The following is an 18,462-nucleotide window of genomic DNA, read 5'->3' on the forward strand; positions in this document are numbered from 1 at the left end:
CCGGTGTGGGACGCCCCGGTTGTGGGACGCCCGGTTGTGGGCTGGTTGAGAGTGCGGCTGGCCTCGGGCCCAGCTGAGCCTCGGCTCAGCTGGGCTTCGGGCGCGCTGGGCGTCGGACTCAGTTCGGCGTCGGGCTCCTGGCGCGGCTGAGCGTTGGGCCTGGCTGCTAGTAGGGCGCGGCTCGGCACAGTCGCAGGCTCGCGACGCCTGCGGGACTCGCCGGTCCTGTACCGATGCGAGCCGGGCCTGTACCGATGCGATGAGCCACGGTGAGCGGCTGCCGACCCGGTGGCTCGCCCGTGACCCCGACCGCCCCCGCGCTTCCTTGCCTTGCGGAACGAACAGATCGCGATTTCGGTTCCCTGCTTGTCCACAACCTACCGCGACCAGCGAAGGCACAGGTCAACGACTCGGCAGCCTGTGGACAACTCGAGATCTTGCTGTCCTGCTCCAGGTCCGCCCCGGCGGCCGACGAAGCCACCGCCGCACCGGACCTGGAGCACCGGCACGCCGGACCTGGAGCACCGCCGCGCCGTCCGCAAAGGCCAGAACCAGAACCAAGGCCAGAAGCAGGACCAGGACCAGGACCTAGCGCAGACCCGACCCGATCCCGGTCAGCCCGCGCACCTCCATCTCCGCCTGCTTCTCCGCGTCCGCCCGCTCCCCGCCGAGCACCGTCCCGAGGAACCCGGCCAGGAACGACAGCGGGATCGACACGATGCCGGGGTTCGCCAGCGGGAAGAAGGCGAAGTCCACGTCCGGGAACACCGAGGACTTCGAACCGGAGATCGCGGGTGAGAACACGATGAGCAGCACGCACGACGTGAGGCCGCCGTAGATGCTCCACAGGGTGCCGCGCGTGTTGAACCGCTTCCAGAACATGGAGTACAGCAGCGTCGGCAGGTTCGCGGACGCGGCCAGGGCGAACGCGAGGGCGACCAGGAAGGCGATGTTCTGGCCGTTCGCCGCGATGCCGCCGGCGATCGCGAGCACGCCTACGCAGACCGCGGTGATGCGGGCCACGCGGACCTCGTCGCGCGGGTCGGCCTCGCCGTGCTTGATGACGTTCGCGTAGACGTCGTGCGCGAACGACGCCGAGGCGGTCAGGGTCAGGCCGGCCACGACGGCGAGGATCGTGGCGAACGCCACGGCGCAGACGATGCCGAGCAGCACGGTGCCGCCGATCTGGAACGCCAGCAGCGGTGCGGCCGAGTTCTCGCCGCCCGGTGCGCTGGTGATCTTGTCGGTGCCGACGAGGGCCATCGCGCCGAAGCCGATGACGAGGGTGCACGAGTAGAAGATCGCCATCATCCACGTGGCCCACACGACGGACTTACGTGCTTCGCGGGCGTTCGGGACTGTGTAGAAGCGCATCAGCACGTGCGGCAACGCTGCGGTGCCGAGCACGAGGGCCAGTGCGAGAGAGATGAAGTCGATTTTCGACAGGCCCGTGGCGCCGTACTTCACGCCCGGTGAGAGGACGGCTTCGCCCAGGGGGGAGCGTTGAGTGGCGCGGTCGAGCATCGAGGAGATGTCGAAGCCGAACTTGCCGATGAGGAAGATCGTCAGCAGCGATACCGACAGCAGCAGCAGGACGGCTTTGATGATCTGCACCCACGTGGTGCCCTTCATGCCGCCGACCAGCACGTACAGCACCATGACGATGCCCACGACCGCGATGATGACGGCCTGGCCGATCTTGCTGTGCACGTCCAGCAGCAACGCCATGAGACCGCCGGCGCCCGCCATCTGCGCGATCATGTAGAACAGCGAGATGACCAGCGTGGAGTTCGCCGCCGCCGCGCGCACGGGGCGCTGGCGCATGCGGAACGCCATGACGTCGCCCATCGTGAAGCGGCCGGTGTTGCGCAGCCGTTCCGAGATGAGCATCAGGCCGATCAGCCAGGCGACGACCCACCCGATCGAGTACATGAAGCCGTCGTAGCCGTTCACGGCGATCGCGCCGGAGATGCCGAGGAACGACGCGGCGGAGAGGAAGTCGCCGGAGAGCGCGATGCCGTTCTGCGTTCCCGTGAAGCTGCTGCCCGCCGCGTAGTAGTCGGACGCGCTGACGTTCCTCGTCGACACCCGGTAGACGACGTAGAGCGTCAGCAGGACGAAGACGCCGAAGACGGTCAGGTTGATCGCGGTGTTCGCCCCGGTCACGCGAGCTCCTCGTCGGTTTCCGCGAGCGCGCGCACCTCGTCGACCTGCGGGTCGAGCTTCCGCTTGGAGTAGCGCGCGTACGCCATTGTGATGATGACGGTGGTGACGATCTGGAGAAATCCCATCGTCAAGCCGACGTTCACCGTTCCGAACAGCGGCGTGCTCATGAAGTCGACGGCGTAAGCAGAAAGCAATACGAACGTGATGTACCAAGCCAGGAACAGCACCGTCGCCGGGAGAATGAAACGGGTGATGCGCCGCTTCAGCGCGAGGAAATCCTCACTCGTTTGGATGGCACTGTAATCCGGCTCTCCGTCACCGTCTATGAGCAATGCGTGACGGGGTTCTTCAAAGGTCGCGAAACCGGGGGAGGCCGGGCGTGACACGGAGGGCAGCGCCTTCGTCATCAACCGCTCGCATTCGTTACGGGGAGTGCCCGGCGAGACTCCGCGCGGAAGGCGCGTCCGATCCGGGGGTGGGAGGCGCAAGCGTAACCACGCGTGGCGGGGAGTCAATCCCCTGAACCCCCAGGACCACCCCAAAAGGTAGGCCGTCACCGTCGGTGATCGATCGTGCACGACTGAGGTCATTGTCGCGTCACGCTGTCTGGCCTACTATCCGCTCACACCCGATACGGCTGATCTGGATATCGAGCTGCGGGGGTATCGACTCTCGAGGATTCACCAGGCCAGGAGGTAGCCGATAGTGGGGCACTTCGAGCGCGCCTTGGGGACCATTTCGTGAATGTCGAGTGGAGAAAGATCAGCGACTGGCGCAACTGGAGGCTGCCGGTCAAGCTCGGCGTCGTGCTGCTGGTGCCGGTCGCCGTCGCCGTCGGTGCGGGCGCCCTGCAGATCTCCGGCTACGTCGACCGGTCCAACGACTACGTGCAGATGCAGGGCCTGGTTCGCCTGAGGGCGGACCTCGCGCCGTTGATCTCCAGCGTCCAGCAGGAACGCACGCTCGCCGCGCAGAGCTCCACGAGCGGCTCCGGCGTCGGCGCCTACCAGAACCAGATCCGGTCGACGGACAACGCCGCCGAGACGCTGCGCCGCCGTGTCGACCGCACGGACGGCATCAGCGACGTCGCGCGCAGCCGCTTCACCGAGCTCGGCGGTCAGCTGGACACGCTGAAGAACCTGCGCGAGAAGGTCGCGCAGGGCGGTGACGGCGGCGACCCGTCCGGCGGCACCACGGGCTACACGGCGATCGTGAAGTCGTTGCTGGACTTCGAGCAGGCGCTCGTCGGCCAGTTCAACGACAACGCCATCTCGGGCACCGCCGCGGCGCTGCACAACCTCGTCATCGCGCAGGAGCAGGTCTCGCTGCAGCACGCCGTCGTCCTGGCGGGGATCAGCCGGGGCAAGCTCCTCGGCCCCGAGGTCCGCGTGCTGGAGCAGTCCGACATCCGGCTGCAGGACCGCCTGGGCGACTTCCAGGCCATCGGCACCACCGACCAGCGCCGCGCCTACGACCAGACCGTGACCGGTGCCGCCGTGGCGAACCGCTCCGCCCTCGTCGAACGCGCGCTCACCCAGCCCGACGGCACGCCGCCCCCGGCCACCCGTCCCGGCCAGCCCAGGCCCGCGCCGTCGTTCGGCATCGCCGTCGAGGACTGGAACAGGTCCTCCGGCACGACCGCGCGGCTGATGGAGCAGGTCGTCCGGCAGATGCAGGACGAGCTCGCGGACTCCGCCGCGGCACTGCAGGACGACACGTCCGACAAGGCCGGCGCCGCCGCGGTCATCCTGCTCGCGATGCTGCTGGTCGCCGGCACGCTCGGCTTCGTCATCGGCCGCTACCTGCTGCGCTCGCTGTCCGAGCTGCGGCACTCCGCGCTCGACGTGGCGCACCACCACCTGCCCGAGGTCGTCGCCGCCATCCGCGCCGACCGCAAACCGGACACCGAGATCGAACCGGTGCCCGTGCACACGAGCGAGGAGTTCGGCCAGCTCGCCCGGGCGTTCGACGCGGTGCACGAGCAGGCCATCCGCTCCGCCGTCGAGCAGTCGACGATGCGGTCCGGCATGAAGAACATCTTCGTCAACCTGTCGCGCCGCTCGCAGGGCCTCGTCGAGCGCCAGCTCAAGCTCATGGAGGAGCTCGAGCGCCACGAGGAGAACCCCGAGCAGCTCGCGAACCTGTTCAAGCTCGACCACCTCGCGACGCGCATGCGCCGCAACAACGAGAACCTGATGGTGCTGTCCGGCAGCGATGTCGCCCGCCGGTTCCACCAGCCCGTCCCGCTGGCCGACGTGCTGCGCGCCGCCGCGTCCGAGATCGAGCACTACCAGCGCGTCGTCGTGAAGTCGACGCCGTCGGTCGAGATCGTCGGTTACGCGGCCAGCGACCTCGTGCGCCTCGTCGCGGAGCTGCTGGACAACGCCACCGCGTTCTCCGCGCCCACCACGCAGGTCGTGATCGGCTCCCGGCTCGACCAGCAGGGCGCCGTGCTCGTCGAGGTCGCCGACGAGGGCATCGGCATGGGCCCGGCCGAGCTGACCGAGGCCAACGAACGGCTGTCGTCCGGCAACGAGGAGGACGTGCCCGTCTCACGGCAGATGGGTCTGTTCGTCGTCGGACGCCTCGCGGGCCGCCACGGCATCACCGTGCGCCTGCGCGGGGCGGGGGAGGGCCGCGAGGGCCTGCGGGCGTTCGTGCTCGTGCCGGCGGAGCTCGTCCGCTCGCGCGAGGAGGCCCCGGCGCCGTCCCAGCCGCGGCACGCCGCGCTGCCGCAGCCGAAGCCGGCGCTCGTCAAGCAGCCGCACGTCGTGGTGAAGACCCCGAACCTGGCACCGCCCGCCCCGGTCATCGAGCACCCGCGCGAGTCGGCCGAGTGGGCGCCGTTCCGCGGCGCCGCGATCGACGAGTCGGCACCCCGGCGCGCCCCCAAGCCCGCACCCCGCGCTGCGCAGACCCCGCACAACGGGGTGCCGGCCGAGTCACCGGGCGAGAAGACGTCGTCCTGGTTCGCGGGCGGCGGTGCCTCGGACGAACCGGTCAACGGCGACCGTTCGCCGGCGGCGCCCCGATCCGGGCCCTCCCCAACCTCGTCACCGTCCGTAGTGGCATCCTGGTTCGGCAAGAAGCCGGGCGGGACCGTCTGGGAACAGGCGGGCGACCCCGTCGCGGACGCCGGCGAGACCGATGCCGGCTTGCCGAAACGGGCGCCGCGTAAGAACCTGCTCCCCGACCTCGCGGAACGTCCCGAGAACGGCACACGCCCTGCCGTGGGCCCGAAGCGCGATCCGGAACGAGCACGAGGGTTTCTCGCGAGCTACCAGACGGGCCTGCGCCAGGCCCCGCTGGGCGGCGGCGGGAGTGGAAACGGCCAGGGGAACGGCCAGTGGAACGGGGAGAAGGCATGAGCACGCCTCAGTCGCGCCAGGTGGACCAGTTCGGCTGGTTGATCACGAACTTCACCGATCGCGTGGCCGGTGTCGCCCACGCGATCGTCATCTCGGTGGACGGCCTGCTGCTCACCAAGTCGTCGGCTCTCCCGCCGGAGCGCGCCGACCAGCTCGCCGCCATCGCCTCGGGCGTCGCGGCGCTCACGGCGAGCGCCTCGCGCTGTTTCGACGGGGGCGGAGTGTTGCGCACCGTGATCGAGATGGACTACGGGATCATGCTCCTCATGTCCATTCGAGACGGGTCTTGTCTGGCGGTTCTCGCCGCGCCCGACAGCGATGTCGGCCAGGTGGCCTACGAGATGACCGTGGTCGTCGACCAGGTGGGCCAGATCCTCACCCCCGAACTGCGAGCGCAGCTGCACAGCGTGAGGTGATCCATGAGTCCTTCCCCTGACGCGCCCCGACGACGGCGGCGGGCCCAGACGGCCGCCGAACAGACGTTCGCCGACCTGATGAACGGGTTCTCCCTGGACTCGGGTCGCAAGCGGACGCACGAGCCGGAGTCCGCCACGCCCGGACGGGACGAGCTTCCCGTCGTGCGGCAGGAGGAGGTTCCCGCCTTCGAACCGGTGTTCCCGGAGCCCTCGGACGCCTCGATCGTTCGTGCATACGCCTGGACGGGCGGGCGCACACGGTCGAACGTCAACTTCGAGATCGAGACACTTGTCTCCGCGAATGATCAGAGCCGGCAGTCGGCAGGTATCTTGCAGGCTGAGCACCAACGCGTCGTCGAGCTCTGCCACTCCCCGCGGTCCCTCGCGGAGGTGGCGGCACTGATGCGGCTCCCGCTGGGAGTCGTGAAGGTGTTGCTCGGCGACATGGCGGAACGAGGTCTGGTGGACGTGCACCAGACCGCTTCCGCGGGCGGTGACACGCCGGACCTCGGGTTGATGGAGAGAGTGCTGAGTGGACTACGTCGGCTCTAGATTTCCCGAATTCGGGCCCCCAGGGCCGCCCGGACGGGAGCTGACCTCGGCCAAGATCGTCGTAGCCGGCGGTTTCGGCGTGGGCAAGAGCACCTTCATCAGGTCCATCGTGGAGAACGACCTCCTCACGATGAGCGCACTCCCACCCGAACGCGCGGGCGGCGTCACGGAGCTCGTGCGCATCCAGTTCGGACGCGTGTGGCTCGACCCGGGCCTCGCCCTGCACCTCTTCGTGGCCCCGCAGTGGCAGGACCCGCGCGCGGGCTGGAAGGACGTGGTGCGCGGCGCCGTCGGTGCCGTGGTGCTGTTCGACGTGATGCGCCCCGCCGACTCCGTCGACGCGATGCGGTACTTCGAGGACCACAACATCCCGTACGTGCTGGCGCTGAACAACGTGCACGCGTCCGTCCGGTCGGACGTGAAGGCCATCATCCGCGGCATGGGGATCTCTCCCGACGTGCCGGTGCTGAACTGCGATCCGCGCGTGCGGCTGTCCGTGCGGGAGACGCTGATCTCGCTGACGGAACACGCCAAGCTGGACCGGTGGCGCCGCCGGGCGGGGCCTGACGAGACGACCCCGCTCGCGCCCGTGTGCTGATCAGCCCGGCTTCGCGGGCCATCCGGAACCGGGAGGCGATCCGCCTCCCGGTTCTCGCTTTTCCAGGCCTAACGGCGAAGATCGGCGAGCTGCCGGGTGTGCCCGGGAACGTGGTTCGCGGCGAGGCCGTGGACGAGGTCGGCGAGCGGCACCGGCTGGTCCACCAGCACCTCGTCCCCGGACATCAGCAGCGTCGGCACCAGCACCGCGCCGGACGCCCCGTCGAGCCGGCCGGCGACGTCGCAGAGGACGGCCGCCTGGCGGCGCACGCCGTCGATCAGACCGGCCCTGCCGGGATGCGCGCCGATGATCCGGTCGAGGTTCCCGCCGTCGAGGCAGATCCGGTTGTCGAACGCGGGCCGCGCGCCCGACACGACGCCGAGTGCGACAGCGGTGGTCGCGGCGTCGACGCTGAGGACGTGGGCCAGCACCTGGTCGGCGTTCCACCCGCCGTCGGCGGCGTCACCGAGGTCCGGCAGCGCCGCCATCTCGAAGAACTCCTCGTACGCGCTGCGCAGTGCGGTCGTGTCCACGGGTACGTCCTCGGGTCGAAGTCAGCTGATGTGCAACCGATGGTTGCACGTTGAGATCCTGCCCTGCAACCGCCAAGTTGCGCATAGCCGTTGACAAGATCGCTACGATGATTTCAGTGTCGACCGAAAGGAATCACTGAGATGAGCGTCGGCAGGGAAACCCGCCTCTCCGCCTGGATCGAGCGCTTCGCCGCCCACTTCGCGGAGGAGGGCATCCCGCTGATCGGCGGCCGCATCCTCGGCTACCTGCTCGTGTGCCAGCCGGTCGAGCGCACCGCCGCCGAGCTCTCGCAGGAGCTGGAGGCCAGCAGCGGGTCGATCAGCACGAACCTCAAGTACCTGGTCAACGTCGGCCTGGTGACCAAGCGGACCCGCCGCGGCCGGCAGGCGGCCGAGTACCGGATCAACGAGAAGGCCTGGACGGAGTTCATCCAGCGCAAGCTCAACGCCATCGCGAGCGTCCAGACGCTCACCGACGACGGCATGCGGCTGCTCAGCGGTGACCCCGAGCGCGCGCAGCGGCTGAAGACCGTCGACCGGCTCTACGGCTGGCTCTCGGAGGAACTTCCCGCTTTGTGGGAGCGCAGGCCCGCAGCGCCGAAGTAGCGTGGGTGCCATGTGGCACCCGTTCCGCGATGACGTCGAGTACTACGAGGAGCGGGCGCGCGGGCTGCTCGCCTCCGCGTGGGACGGGGTGCCAGGCGCGCTCCAGGTCTTCGACGACGTTCCGCTCACGGACGAGGGCGCGCACATCGTGCTCGCCCAGGCCCACGGCTGCCAGGACTGGAAGGCGCTCAAGGCCAACATCCGCAAGCCCCGGCCGTTCGCCCGCGCCTACCAGGCCATCGAGATGCAGAACCCCGGTGAGCTGAAGGCGATCATCACGCGGGACCCGTGGCTCGTGAAGGCCCGCGGTACCAACGGCAACGACCTGCTCGGCCTCGCCACGGCCAAGTGCGACGAGCGGCTGGTCGAGGTGATGCTCAACGCCGGTGCGGACGTCGACCACCAGAACGTCCACGGCTGGACGGCGTTGCACCAGGCGGCCTGCTCCGGCCTCGACGACCTGGCGGCGCTCCTGCTGGCGAAGGGCGCGCGCACGGACCTGGAAGCGCGCGGCGGGGGCGGCACACCGTTGACCGTCGCGTTGTTCTGGGGCAACGCGAAGACGGCCGAACTGCTGGCGGGGCACGGGGTCCACCCGCCGAACCTGCGCGTCGCCGCCGGGCTGGGCGACCTCGCCCTCGCCACCGCACCGGAGGCCGGTCGCGGCTACTACCGGCCGCACAGCGGTTTCCCGCGCTGGTGGCCGACGGACGACCCGCAGGAGGTGCTGGACGAAGCGCTGTCGTGGGCCGCCCGCAACGACCGCGTCGAGGTCCTGGGCGACCTGCTCAAGCGCGGCGCCCGGATCGACGCCGACGTCTACCGCGGCACGGCGCTGGCGTGGACCGCGTGGTGCGGGCTGGAGAACGCCACCCGCGTGCTGCTCGACCTGGGCGCGAACCCCAACCAGCGCACGACGTTCGGGGGGCCGATGCACGGCGAGGGCGTGACGGCGCTGCACCTCGCGGCCGAGCGCGGCCACCTGCCGGTCATCCGGGTCCTGCTGGACGCGGGCGCCGACCGGACCATCACCGACGTCAACTTCGAGGCCACGCCCGCGAACTGGGCCGGCCACAACGACCAGGGCGAGGCTCAGGCCTTGCTGAGCGCCTGATCGCCGGAGGCGGGCAGTTCGACCTCGTGCGTGCGCTCGCGCGACGACGTCCACAGGGCGGCCGTGGCGATGACGACGGCACCGGCGCCGAGCACGTGCAGCGACACGAGCACCTCGGGCACCCCGGTCCAGTACTGCACCATGCCCAGCGCGCCCTGGGCGAGCACGACGCCGACCAGCGTCCAGTACGCGCGGGTGCGGGTGAAGAACCCGACCGCGATCAGCAGGCCGAGGAACAGGAACAGCAGGTCCGCGTGGACCTGCGCGAGCGTCGCGACGTCGACGCCCAGGCGCGGGGTGGAGGCGTCACCGGCGTGCGGGCCGGCGGCCGTCACCCACGTGCCCGCGAGCAGCAGCGCGCCCAGCACGACCGCCATGACGACCTGGAGCTTCATCAACGGCGCCGGCACCTTGAGCCGCGCCGGCCCGTCGCCCTCGGCCAGCGAGCTCACCAGCAGCACGGCCATCCACACGAGCGCCATCGAGATCATGAAGTGGATCGACACGGTGTACCAGGCGAGGCCCGTGAGCACCGTGATGCCGCCGACGACGGCCTGCACGACTACGCCGACGAGCTGCACGAGCGAGAGCACCAGCACGCGGCGGCGGCGCGGGAGGTGGAACCACGCGGCCAGCACGCACAGGCCCGCGATGACGCCGACGACGCCCGTCAGCGTCCGGTTGCCGAACTCGACCCACTGGTGCAGGGTCGCGACCTCGGGGTGGTCGACCGGGGTGACGCTGCCCTCGAAGCACTGCGGCCAGGTCGGGCAGCCGAGGCCCGAGCCGGTCACGCGGACGATCGACCCGGTGACCGCGATTCCGGCCTGCGCGATGACGACGGCAATCGCGAACGCGCGCTGCCAGGACACGAGGAAGGCGGTCAGCTTCGACACGCCACTGATGGTAGGCGTGCTCAGGTCAGGCGAGTCGTCCGGGTTGCCAGTGCCCCGGCGACAACGCCCCAGGCCACGAGCACCGCGACGGGGCCGGCGCCGGGCGCCGTGCCGTGCACCACAGAAGTCTCCAGGGCCTCGGCGAGCGCGGCCGACGGCAGCAGGTGGATGAACCCGACGGGTACCGACAGCGCCACACCGCCGACCATCAGCAGCACGAACCAGATGATGTTCGCCAGCGCGAGCACGATCTCGGCCCGCAGCGAGCCGCCGAGCAGCACGCCCAGCGCACCGAACGTCAGCGTGCCCAAGATGATCAGCAGCACGACCCACGGCAGGCCCGCGAGCGGGAAGCGCCAGCCCAGGACCAGCGCCGTCACCGCCAGCAGGGCGATCTGGAGCGCCACGACGACCAGGGCACCGCAGACCCGTCCGGCCACCAGCAGCCACCGGGGCAGCGCGGAGGCCGAGAGCCGCTTCAGTACGCCGTAGCGCCGGTCGAACCCGAGCGCGATGGCCTGCCCGGTGAACGCCGACGAGATGATCGCCAGCGCGAAGATCCGCGCCGTCGCCGAACCCACGCGCGGCTCGGGCATCGGGATCACCGACATCACCGACAGGGCCACCAGCAGCGCCAGCGGGATGATCACGGTCAGCAGGATCTGCTCGCCGTTGCGCAACGTCAGCATCGCCTCGGTGCGGGCGTGCACGAACAGCATCTTCGGCAGCGAGCCGCGGCCGGGCGCGGGCTTGAAGGTGCCGGGAGCGAAGGTGGTCACGAACGCAGCTCCCTGCCGGTCAGCTCCAGGAAAACGTCTTCGAGGCTGCGCTTGGCGACCGTCAGCTCCTCGGCCAGCACGCCCTGCTGCGCGCACCACGACGTGACGGTCGAGACGACCTGCGGGTCGATGTGACCCTCCACGACGTACGCGCCCCTCGTCGCCTCGCGCACCTTCAGGCCCTCGGGCAGTGCGGCGGACAGCAACGACGTGTCGAGACCCGGCCGCGCGCGGAACCGCAGCTGCTGGTCGTCCGGCCGGTTCGCGGTCAGCTCGGCGGGCGTGCCCTGCGCGACCACGCGGCCCTGGTCGATGATCACGACGTCGTCGGCGAGCGCCTCGGCCTCGTCCATGAGGTGCGTCGTGAGCAGCACGGCCACGCCGTCGTCCTTGAGGGCGCACACGAGGTCCCACACCAGCCGGCGCGCCTGCGGGTCCATGCCCGCGGTCGGTTCGTCGAGGAACACGAGCTCGGGACGGCCGATCAGCGCGCACGCCAGGGAAAGCCGTTGCTGCTGCCCGCCGGAGAGCCTCTTGTATGGGGTGCGCGCCGCGCCGCCGAGTCCGAGGACCTCGATGAGCCACTTCGGGTCGAGGGGGTTCTTCGCGCACGCGGCCACGAGGTTCAGCATCTCCTCGGCGCGGATGCCGGGATAGCCGCCACCTCCCTGCGGCATGACGCCGATCCGCGGCCGCAGCTCCTCGGAGCCCGCGGCGAGACCGAGCACGCGCACCGAGCCGTCGTCGGCCCGCCGGAAGCCCTCGCAGATCTCGACGGTCGTCGTCTTGCCCGCGCCGTTGGGTCCGAGCAGGGCGAGAACGGTGCCGGGCTGCTGGACGAGGTCGAGGCCGTCGACGGCGGTCTTCGAGCCGTACCTCTTGACCAGCCCCGACACTTCCACCGCAGGCTGGGGATTCGGGCTCACGGACACGCAGCCTAGGCGGTCCGGGCAATCCGCACTCGACCGGGTTACGGCCCTCATTCCCGAAGCGCGGCTGAAAAAGGTGGGGCTGGCCCTACCCCGGTACCTCAGGGACACCTCAGGGTCGCGTCGGGGGAGTTCCCCATTGGTTGATCACCGCGTTCACCAGAGACTTTTCTCGTGATCGAGGCGGGGGCGAAAAGGCGGGGCCTGGTGGTCGGGGGACTGGTGTTGTCACTGGTTCCGATTGTGTACCTGCATGTCGTGTCGGCGGGTCAGCTCAACCCGGTCACGGACGTGATCAGCGACTACGTCTTCGTCGACAACGGCACCGGGTGGCTGGCGGCGACGTCTCTTGGTCTCGCGGCCGTGTCGGCGTTGCTCGCCGTCAACCTGCGGGGTGTAGGCAGGTCAGCGCAGTGGTTGATCGGCATCTGGTCGGCGGGACTGGCGGTGGCGACGATCTTCCCGACGGACCCGACGGGGGCTCCGACGTCGATGTCGGGCTACGTCCACCGCTACGCCGGGGCGGTGATGTTCGTGGCGCTGCCCGCCGCGGGCGTGCTCATCGCCCGGCAATTTCCGGCCCTGATCGGTATCGCAACAACGGCGAGCATCTCCAGCGCGGCATTTCTGGTCAGCCACGTTTCGTTCGCCGGTTTCGAGGCGCGCGGTCTGACCGAACGCGTTTTGTTCGCATCCCTTTACGCACTCCTTTTCGCCATCGCGGCACCACAGGTGAGGCGCACGCCATGACACTGCTCGCCGTCACCCTCGCCGTGCTCGGCGCCGTCTGCTTCGCCTTCGCGGCACGCCTGCAGCACGACGCGGTCGCCTCGACCGGTGCGCGCGCCGGTGTCCTGCGCCAGCCCCGCTGGCTGGGCGGCCTCGCGCTGCTGGTCGCCGGCGCCGGGGTGCACGCCGCCGCGCTGGGCATGGCCCCGCTGACCGTCGTGCAGCCGATCGGTGTCGTCGCGATCGGCCTGACCGCCTTGCTGGACCGCCGTTTCCGCGAGATGCCCGCGATCCTGCTCACGACCGTGGGCGTGGGCGCGTTCGTGTTGCTGGCCTCCGGCAGTGCGACCGCCACGAGGGTGGCGCCGGACGCCGAACTCACGGCCGGACTCGTCACTCTCGGCGCGATCGCGGTGCCTGGCCTCGTGGCTGCCCTTACCTCCAACGCGCGCATCCGCGCTGTGGCATTCGCATCAGCCGGTGGCGTCGCGTACGGGTACGTGTCCGTCCTGATGCGCGCCGTCTCGCAGTCGGTGCAGCAAGGCGGTTTCGGGCTCTCGCACCTCGCGTCGGTGCTCGGCATCGCCCTCTCGCTCGCCGTCGGCGGCTGGCTGGTCCAGCTCGCCTACGCGGGCGGACCCCCTCATCTCGCCGTCGCCTGCCTGACCGTGGTGGACCCGCTGATCGCCGTGGGCATCGGCGCCTTCCTGCTCGGCGAGGCCGCGCACCTGTCCGCCGTGACCGGTGCCGCGCTGTTCGCCTGCGCTCTCGCCGCTGTTTGCGGCGTGTTCGCACTTGCTCGTCAACCTCGTGAAAACATCCGAACGGAGCTTCCCGTGAACACCTCCAGCGCCCTGCGCGTCGTCATCGCCGCCGACACGTTCCCGCCGGACGTCAACGGTGCCGCGCGCTTCGCGCAGCGCCTGGCGGTCGGTCTCGCCGGCAACGGCCACGACGTCCACGTCATCGCACCGGACTCGCCGAAGGCCACCGACATCCCCGGCGTCACGGTGCACCGCCTGCGGTCGCACCGGCTGCCGTTCTACCCGGACTTCCGGTTCTGCCTGCCGTGGCAGGCGTCGAAGGAGGCCGACGAACTGGTCAAGGCGCTCAAGCCGGACGTGGTGCACGTGCAGGCGCACTTCGTGGTGGGCCGGTTCGTCCTCAACTCCGCCGTCGCCCAGGGCATACCGACCCTCGCGACCAACCACTTCATGCCGGAGAACCTGTTCAGCCACGCGCACGTGCCGGCGTTCCTGCAGGGCCTGTCCCGCAAGTGGGCCTACCGCGACCTGGCCCGCGTCTTCGGCCGCGCCGACGTCGTCACCGCCCCGACACCGCGCGCCGTGCAGCTGCTGCACGACAGCGGCTTCCCCGAACGCGCGATCCCCGTGTCGTGCGGCATCGACATCGCCCGCTACCAGCGCGAGGTCACCCACAACGACCGGCCGACCGCGCTGTTCGTCGGGCGGCTCGACGAGGAGAAGCGCGTCGACGAGTTCCTGCGCGCCCTGGCCCGCGTGCCGGGCGCGTTCGGCGAGATCGTCGGCGACGGCACCTGCAGGGCCGAGTGGGAGCTGCTGGCCCGCGACCTGCAGATCACCGACCGGGTGCGCTTCCACGGCTTCGTCTCCGAGGACGAGCTGCTCGACGCCTACGCCCGCTGCGACCTGTTCGTCATGCCCGGTGTCGCCGAGTTGCAGAGCCTCGCCACCATGGAGGCGATGGCCGCGGGCAAGCCGGTGATCGCCGCGAACGCCATGGCGCTGCCGCACCTGGTGCACCCCGGCCGCAACGGCTGGCTGTTCGAGCCCGGAGACGTCAACCAGCTCACCCAGCGCCTGCACACGCTCGTGCACGACGCCCCGATGCGGGCCCGCATGGGCGCCGCCAGCAGCGAGATCATCTCCCACCACGCGCTCGCCGCGACGCTGGAGCGGTTCGAGGGCCTCTACGCGCGGGCCATGGGCCGGACGGCTCCGGTCATCGCGCTGGCGGCCTGACGGTTGCACTGGGACGGGCCCGTCGCGCGTGGCGGCCGGGTCCGTTCCTTCGTGGAGCGACTAGCGGAGCTTCTCCTCGATCCGCCGCGCCACGACGAGCCCGGTGCGCGACAGCGCCAGCTCGGCCGGGTGCTCGCCCTCGCCGTCGACCAGGAACCGGTACAGCGAGGCGTGGCCCTCCAGCCGTTCGCGCAGCGTCGCCGCCACGTCGCAGCCCCGCGGGTAGATCGCCGGGATCGCCTCGTCGACGAGCTGGCGGCGGATGCGGCGCCGTTCCGCGCGCGGCACGTACCAGGACGTGATCAGCAGCAGCGTCAGGCCGAACACCAGCGCCGTGCCGATCACCGCCTGCCAGCCCCACCCGCGCGGCCCGGCGACCAGCAGCACGTCGGCGACCGCGAGGTAGGCGATGCCGTAGACGACGGCCCAGCCCGCGGTCGCGGCGGCGGGAGGCTCCGCGCGTTCCGTGCCCCACACGCCCTCCACCCGGCGCCACCGCTGCAGCGACTTGCCGCCGCTCAGGGCCATCCGCACCCCGAACGCTCCACACAGGACCGAAGCAGGGATCACCAGCCACGGCTGCGCGTACAGCCCGAACCGCCACACCGACCAGGCCACCCCGGCCGCCGCCAGCGCCACGGCGGCCTGCTTCCAGCGCCGCCGGATGATCCGCAACGGCTCGAAGTCGGCGAGCACCGCGAGCGGTGTGCGAACCGGGGCGGGCAACGAGCCGAGCACCAGCAGGGACGCGACGACGAGCGCCACCCCCGCCACCGTCACCGTGCCCGTCGTGACCTCGGAGCGGTCGTCCGGCATCCGGTCGAGCGCGATCGCCACCAGCGGGATCACCGGGGACAGCAACACCAGCCCGTGCAGCATCGTGCCGCTTCTCAGTGCCGCGTAACCGAAAGCGGCGAGCAGGCTCGCGGCGCCGATCGCCGCGCCCGGTCCCGCCGCCCAGGCCGGCAGCATCCCGAACAGCGCCATCACGACCAGTGCGCCGCCGACCGCGAGACCCAGCAACCCCAGGAACTGCGCGAGCTTCCCGCCCCGCGTCAGGCCGGTGATCGTCCAGTAGGGCAGCAGGGCGGCTCCGCGCAGGACCCGCGTCACGGGCCGCACGGCGGCGAGCCCGGACTGCTCCGAGTCGGCGACCGTGACCGCGACGGCCGCGGCGGTGGCGGCCGTGCGGATCATCTGGTCCGACGCGGCCTCCTGGGTGAGCGGCTCGCGGCCGATGCCGGCGCGGTCGAAGGCGTTGAGCGCCGACATGCCGAGAGTGACCGTGTGCTCGTGCGGATATTCCAGCCGCCGCAACAGGTCCGCGTGCTCTTCGAGGAACAGCTCTCCCCGTGACCGCTTGTCCGCGCCGTCGCCCCGGTCGGCGATGATCGCGGCGCGCAGCCGGGGGAGCTCCTCGCAGATGATCCGCCAGTGCAGGCCCCACGCCGCCAGTTCCGCGAGCTTCAGCGACGACGGCGACAGGTCGCCCTCGGCCTCGTAGATCCCGGTCAGCTCCTCGCACGCCAGCTCCGCGCACGTCGCCATCTGGACCGGCAGCTCCGGCCCGAACATCGTGGCGACCACCTGGTCGACCACGGCCCGCGCGCGCTGCGCCGGGGTGCGCTCGTCACCGGCGGGCCGTCCCAGCAGGTCCATCCGCCGCAGCCGCCGCGGGTCGAACAGCACCCGGCACAGCATCGTCGCGCCGTCCAGGCGTCCCCAGATCCAGTCGTTGACCCGCCACGAGCGCTTGAGGAACCCGGAGAACCGCGACAGCGACGCCCCGCCCGCCTTGTCGTCGGCGGTGATCGACTGCTGTGCGAACGCGTTGCGCGTCTGCAGCGACACCTGCACCAGCTCGACCGGCGAGTCCGGCCCGGCCGAGGCGTCGTCGGACAGGCACGTGCCCGCGACCTCCAGCGCCAGCAGGCGGTTCAGCCACCGCTCGCCGTCGTCCAGCCCGGCCTCCCGCGGCGTGGGCGGGGCGTCGAGCAGGGCGTGCCAGCAGACGAGCCCGCCGAGCCGCAGCCGGTGCTCGTCGAGCGCCGCCACCACCTGCCGGGCCTGCCCGACGATCCGCCCGACCTCGGCGACCTGCGCCCTGACCTCCCGCCCGAGGCGCCCGTCGACCACCTGCTCCTGGTAGCTCGCGAGCCGGCCGGTCCAGTACTCCTCGCCGAGCGACGAGGACGGCTCCCACGCGAACAGCTCGGCCCGCAGCCGGCGCAGCTCCGCCCGCACCCGGTGCAGTCCCCGGCGGGCCGTGCTGATCTCGTCGGCCTGCTCCTCCGGCACGACCCACACGAGCCTCTTGAGCAGGTCGAGCGCCGACGCCCCGAGGCGCTCGGCCATCGTGACGCCCCACTCCCAGCCCGCGTCCTCGCGGCACACGATGTCCGGCAGCTTCACGCCCGGCACGTACGGCAGCACGCCGTGCCGCTCCTTCCACCTGCGCTGCGCGGTCTCGGCCGCACGCCGCGCCCGTTCGAACGACCAGTTCGCCGGGTTCCCGCCCCGCAGCGCGAACTGCTGCGCCGTGACCTGCCGCGCCGCGAGCCGGATCTCGACGTCCTCGTAGTGGCCGAAGAGCTTGTCCGCCAGCGAGTACACCTCGTCGACCACGTCGCCGCCGCCCGCGTGCAGCCGTTCCAGCAACGCCATCCGGCCGCCGCGCGAGCTCGCGGCCCGCCGGTTGTGCTCCTCGATCTTCTCGACGTAGGTCCGGCCCGCCTGGCTCGACATCGCGCTGAGCAGCCTGCCGCCGGAGCTGACCGTCGTGACCACCTCGTCCGCGGTGTCGGCGACCGGCTCGGAGCCCAGCGGCTCGGCGTGCGGGAACACCAGCAGCATGACCCGGCGCACCGGCCCGTCCGCGGGCATCCGGTCGATGGCCTCCAGCGCCTCCCTGGTCGGCGTGTTCACCAGGACGCCGCCGTCGACCGCGAACCTGCTGCGGTCGCCGTCACCGGCCCAGCTCGCGACGTCCGCCATGTCCGGGCGGTCCGGCGTGCCCTGCCCGCCGACCGGGATGAAGCTCGGCTCGAACGCGAACGGGAAGCTCGCGCTGGACCGGGCCGCGAGCGCGAGCTGCCGCACGCGGCCGGGCAGGGTGTCGGCGCGGAAGTCGTCCCTGGTGTCCTCGCTGACCCAGGTGTAGGGGTCGCGGCGGAACGAGAACGAGCCCTGGTGCACCGACTGCGTGAGCGGCTGGCCCAGGTCGTCGTAGGTGACCGCCGGGACGCCGCCGAGCAGCGTCGTCGTGATGCGCAGGTCGATCGGGCGCTCGTCGGCGCCGGTCGGGGAGAAGTCGGCGGTGAGGCGGGCCAGCGCCTCCTGCAGCCGGGGCAGGAAGAACTCGTCGCCCTGCAGCAGCGACGCGGGCTGGCCGCGGAACGGCGTCCTGAGCAGCTGTTCCATCCGGCCCTGCTCGGCCCACAGGTCGCGCAGCCTGCTCAGGTCGGCGTTCTTGTTGACCTGCGACAACGCGAGCGCGGCCCCGTTGACGCCCCCGGCCGACGTGCCCGCGATGACGTCCGCCCTGGCCGTGCAGCCCACCAGGTCGAGCAACGGCTGGTACACCGATCCCGGCCTGGTCAGGCGGTCGAGCTCCAGCACGACGCCGCCCATCCAGACGGCCAGGCTCACACCGCCGTTGAGCACGACGGCGAACCGCACCTCTTCCCGCGACATGGGTTGCCCGGTCATGTCGCACCACCCCCTCGGCGACGATCTTCCCGTGACTGGGGGGTCGTCCGCCGGGGGTTCGGGGT

At 71.0% G+C, this 18,462-nt stretch carries 15 protein-coding genes; 8 read left to right on the forward strand and 7 right to left on the reverse strand.

The window, feature by feature from the left end; all coding sequences use genetic code 11:
- Nucleotides 1–588 precede the first annotated feature (588 nt).
- Nucleotides 589–2,166, reverse strand: coding sequence for a solute symporter family protein (locus V1227_RS40325; protein ID WP_329790306.1), 1,578 nt, complete (start codon nucleotides 2,164–2,166; stop codon nucleotides 589–591).
- Nucleotides 2,163–2,573, reverse strand: a complete 411-nt coding sequence (locus V1227_RS40330) for a DUF485 domain-containing protein (protein ID WP_329790307.1) — start codon at nucleotides 2,571–2,573, stop codon at nucleotides 2,163–2,165. The genes V1227_RS40325 and V1227_RS40330 overlap by 4 nt, the downstream gene beginning before the upstream one ends.
- A 333-nt stretch (nucleotides 2,574–2,906) precedes the next feature.
- Between V1227_RS40330 and V1227_RS40335 the strand changes: the two genes are divergently transcribed.
- The 4 genes from V1227_RS40335 (at nucleotide 2,907) to V1227_RS40350 (ending at nucleotide 7,100) form a co-directional block, all read left to right on the forward strand.
- Entirely contained in the window at nucleotides 2,907–5,534 is a 2,628-nt protein-coding gene (locus V1227_RS40335) for a sensor histidine kinase (protein WP_329790308.1), read from the forward strand.
- Nucleotides 5,531–5,950, forward strand: coding sequence for a roadblock/LC7 domain-containing protein (locus V1227_RS40340; protein WP_236221164.1), 420 nt, complete (start codon nucleotides 5,531–5,533; stop codon nucleotides 5,948–5,950). The genes V1227_RS40335 and V1227_RS40340 overlap by 4 nt, the downstream gene beginning before the upstream one ends.
- 3 nt (nucleotides 5,951–5,953) lie before the next feature.
- Nucleotides 5,954–6,502: a DUF742 domain-containing protein gene (locus tag V1227_RS40345; protein ID WP_329790309.1), complete on the forward strand. Its 549-nt coding sequence runs from the start codon at nucleotides 5,954–5,956 to the stop codon at nucleotides 6,500–6,502.
- 79 nt (nucleotides 6,503–6,581) lie between these two features.
- Nucleotides 6,582–7,100, forward strand: a complete 519-nt coding sequence (locus tag V1227_RS40350; RefSeq protein ID WP_329790310.1) for an ATP-binding protein — start codon at nucleotides 6,582–6,584, stop codon at nucleotides 7,098–7,100.
- A 68-nt stretch (nucleotides 7,101–7,168) separates the two neighbouring features.
- On the opposite strand, the gene V1227_RS40355 is transcribed toward V1227_RS40350, so the two are convergent.
- The gene (locus V1227_RS40355) at nucleotides 7,169–7,633 is read right to left on the reverse strand and encodes a hypothetical protein (RefSeq protein ID WP_329790311.1); all 465 of its coding nucleotides are present in this window, start codon (nucleotides 7,631–7,633) and stop codon (nucleotides 7,169–7,171) included.
- 141 nt (nucleotides 7,634–7,774) lie between these two features.
- On the opposite strand from V1227_RS40355, the gene V1227_RS40360 reads away from it, so the two are divergent.
- Together V1227_RS40360 and V1227_RS40365 are read left to right on the forward strand one after the other, a co-directional pair.
- A complete protein-coding gene (locus tag V1227_RS40360) occupies nucleotides 7,775–8,239 on the forward strand; it encodes a GbsR/MarR family transcriptional regulator (RefSeq protein ID WP_090104923.1) in 465 nt (154 codons plus the stop codon).
- 10 nt (nucleotides 8,240–8,249) lie between these two features.
- Nucleotides 8,250–9,353, forward strand: a complete 1,104-nt coding sequence (locus V1227_RS40365; protein WP_329790312.1) for an ankyrin repeat domain-containing protein — start codon at nucleotides 8,250–8,252, stop codon at nucleotides 9,351–9,353.
- Here the strand turns inward: V1227_RS40365 and V1227_RS40370 are convergent.
- From V1227_RS40370 to V1227_RS40380, 3 genes are read right to left on the reverse strand one after another with little or no spacing between them, the layout of a single operon-like run.
- Nucleotides 9,332–10,258 (reverse strand): COX15/CtaA family protein, encoded by a 927-nt coding sequence (locus V1227_RS40370; RefSeq protein ID WP_442916571.1) that lies wholly within the window; start codon nucleotides 10,256–10,258, stop codon nucleotides 9,332–9,334. The two genes, V1227_RS40365 and V1227_RS40370, sit on opposite strands and share 22 nt — an antisense overlap.
- 11 nt (nucleotides 10,259–10,269) lie before the next feature.
- On the reverse strand, nucleotides 10,270–11,028 hold the full coding sequence (locus V1227_RS40375) for an ABC transporter permease (RefSeq protein ID WP_442916429.1): 759 nt from the start codon (nucleotides 11,026–11,028) through the stop codon (nucleotides 10,270–10,272).
- Entirely contained in the window at nucleotides 11,025–11,930 is a 906-nt protein-coding gene (locus V1227_RS40380) for an ABC transporter ATP-binding protein (protein ID WP_245734241.1), read from the reverse strand. Before V1227_RS40380 ends, V1227_RS40375 begins: the two co-directional genes overlap by 4 nt.
- 201 nt (nucleotides 11,931–12,131) lie before the next feature.
- On the opposite strand from V1227_RS40380, the gene V1227_RS40385 reads away from it, so the two are divergent.
- Nucleotides 12,132–12,707: a DUF998 domain-containing protein gene (locus V1227_RS40385; protein WP_329790315.1), complete on the forward strand. Its 576-nt coding sequence runs from the start codon at nucleotides 12,132–12,134 to the stop codon at nucleotides 12,705–12,707.
- Nucleotides 12,704–14,689 carry a glycosyltransferase gene (locus V1227_RS40390; protein ID WP_329790316.1) on the forward strand — a complete coding sequence of 662 codons (1,986 nt, stop codon included), beginning with the start codon at nucleotides 12,704–12,706 and terminating at the stop codon, nucleotides 14,687–14,689. The genes V1227_RS40385 and V1227_RS40390 overlap by 4 nt, the downstream gene beginning before the upstream one ends.
- Before the next feature lie 60 nt (nucleotides 14,690–14,749).
- Here the strand turns inward: V1227_RS40390 and V1227_RS40395 are convergent, their stop codons facing one another.
- Nucleotides 14,750–18,397, reverse strand: coding sequence for a patatin-like protein (locus tag V1227_RS40395; RefSeq protein WP_329790317.1), 3,648 nt, complete (start codon nucleotides 18,395–18,397; stop codon nucleotides 14,750–14,752).
- Between the last annotated feature and the right edge of the window lie 65 nt (nucleotides 18,398–18,462).

This window comes from Lentzea sp. DG1S-22 (genome assembly GCF_036321065.1).
In the GTDB taxonomy this organism is placed as follows: Bacteria; Actinomycetota; Actinomycetes; order Mycobacteriales; family Pseudonocardiaceae; genus Lentzea; species Lentzea jiangxiensis.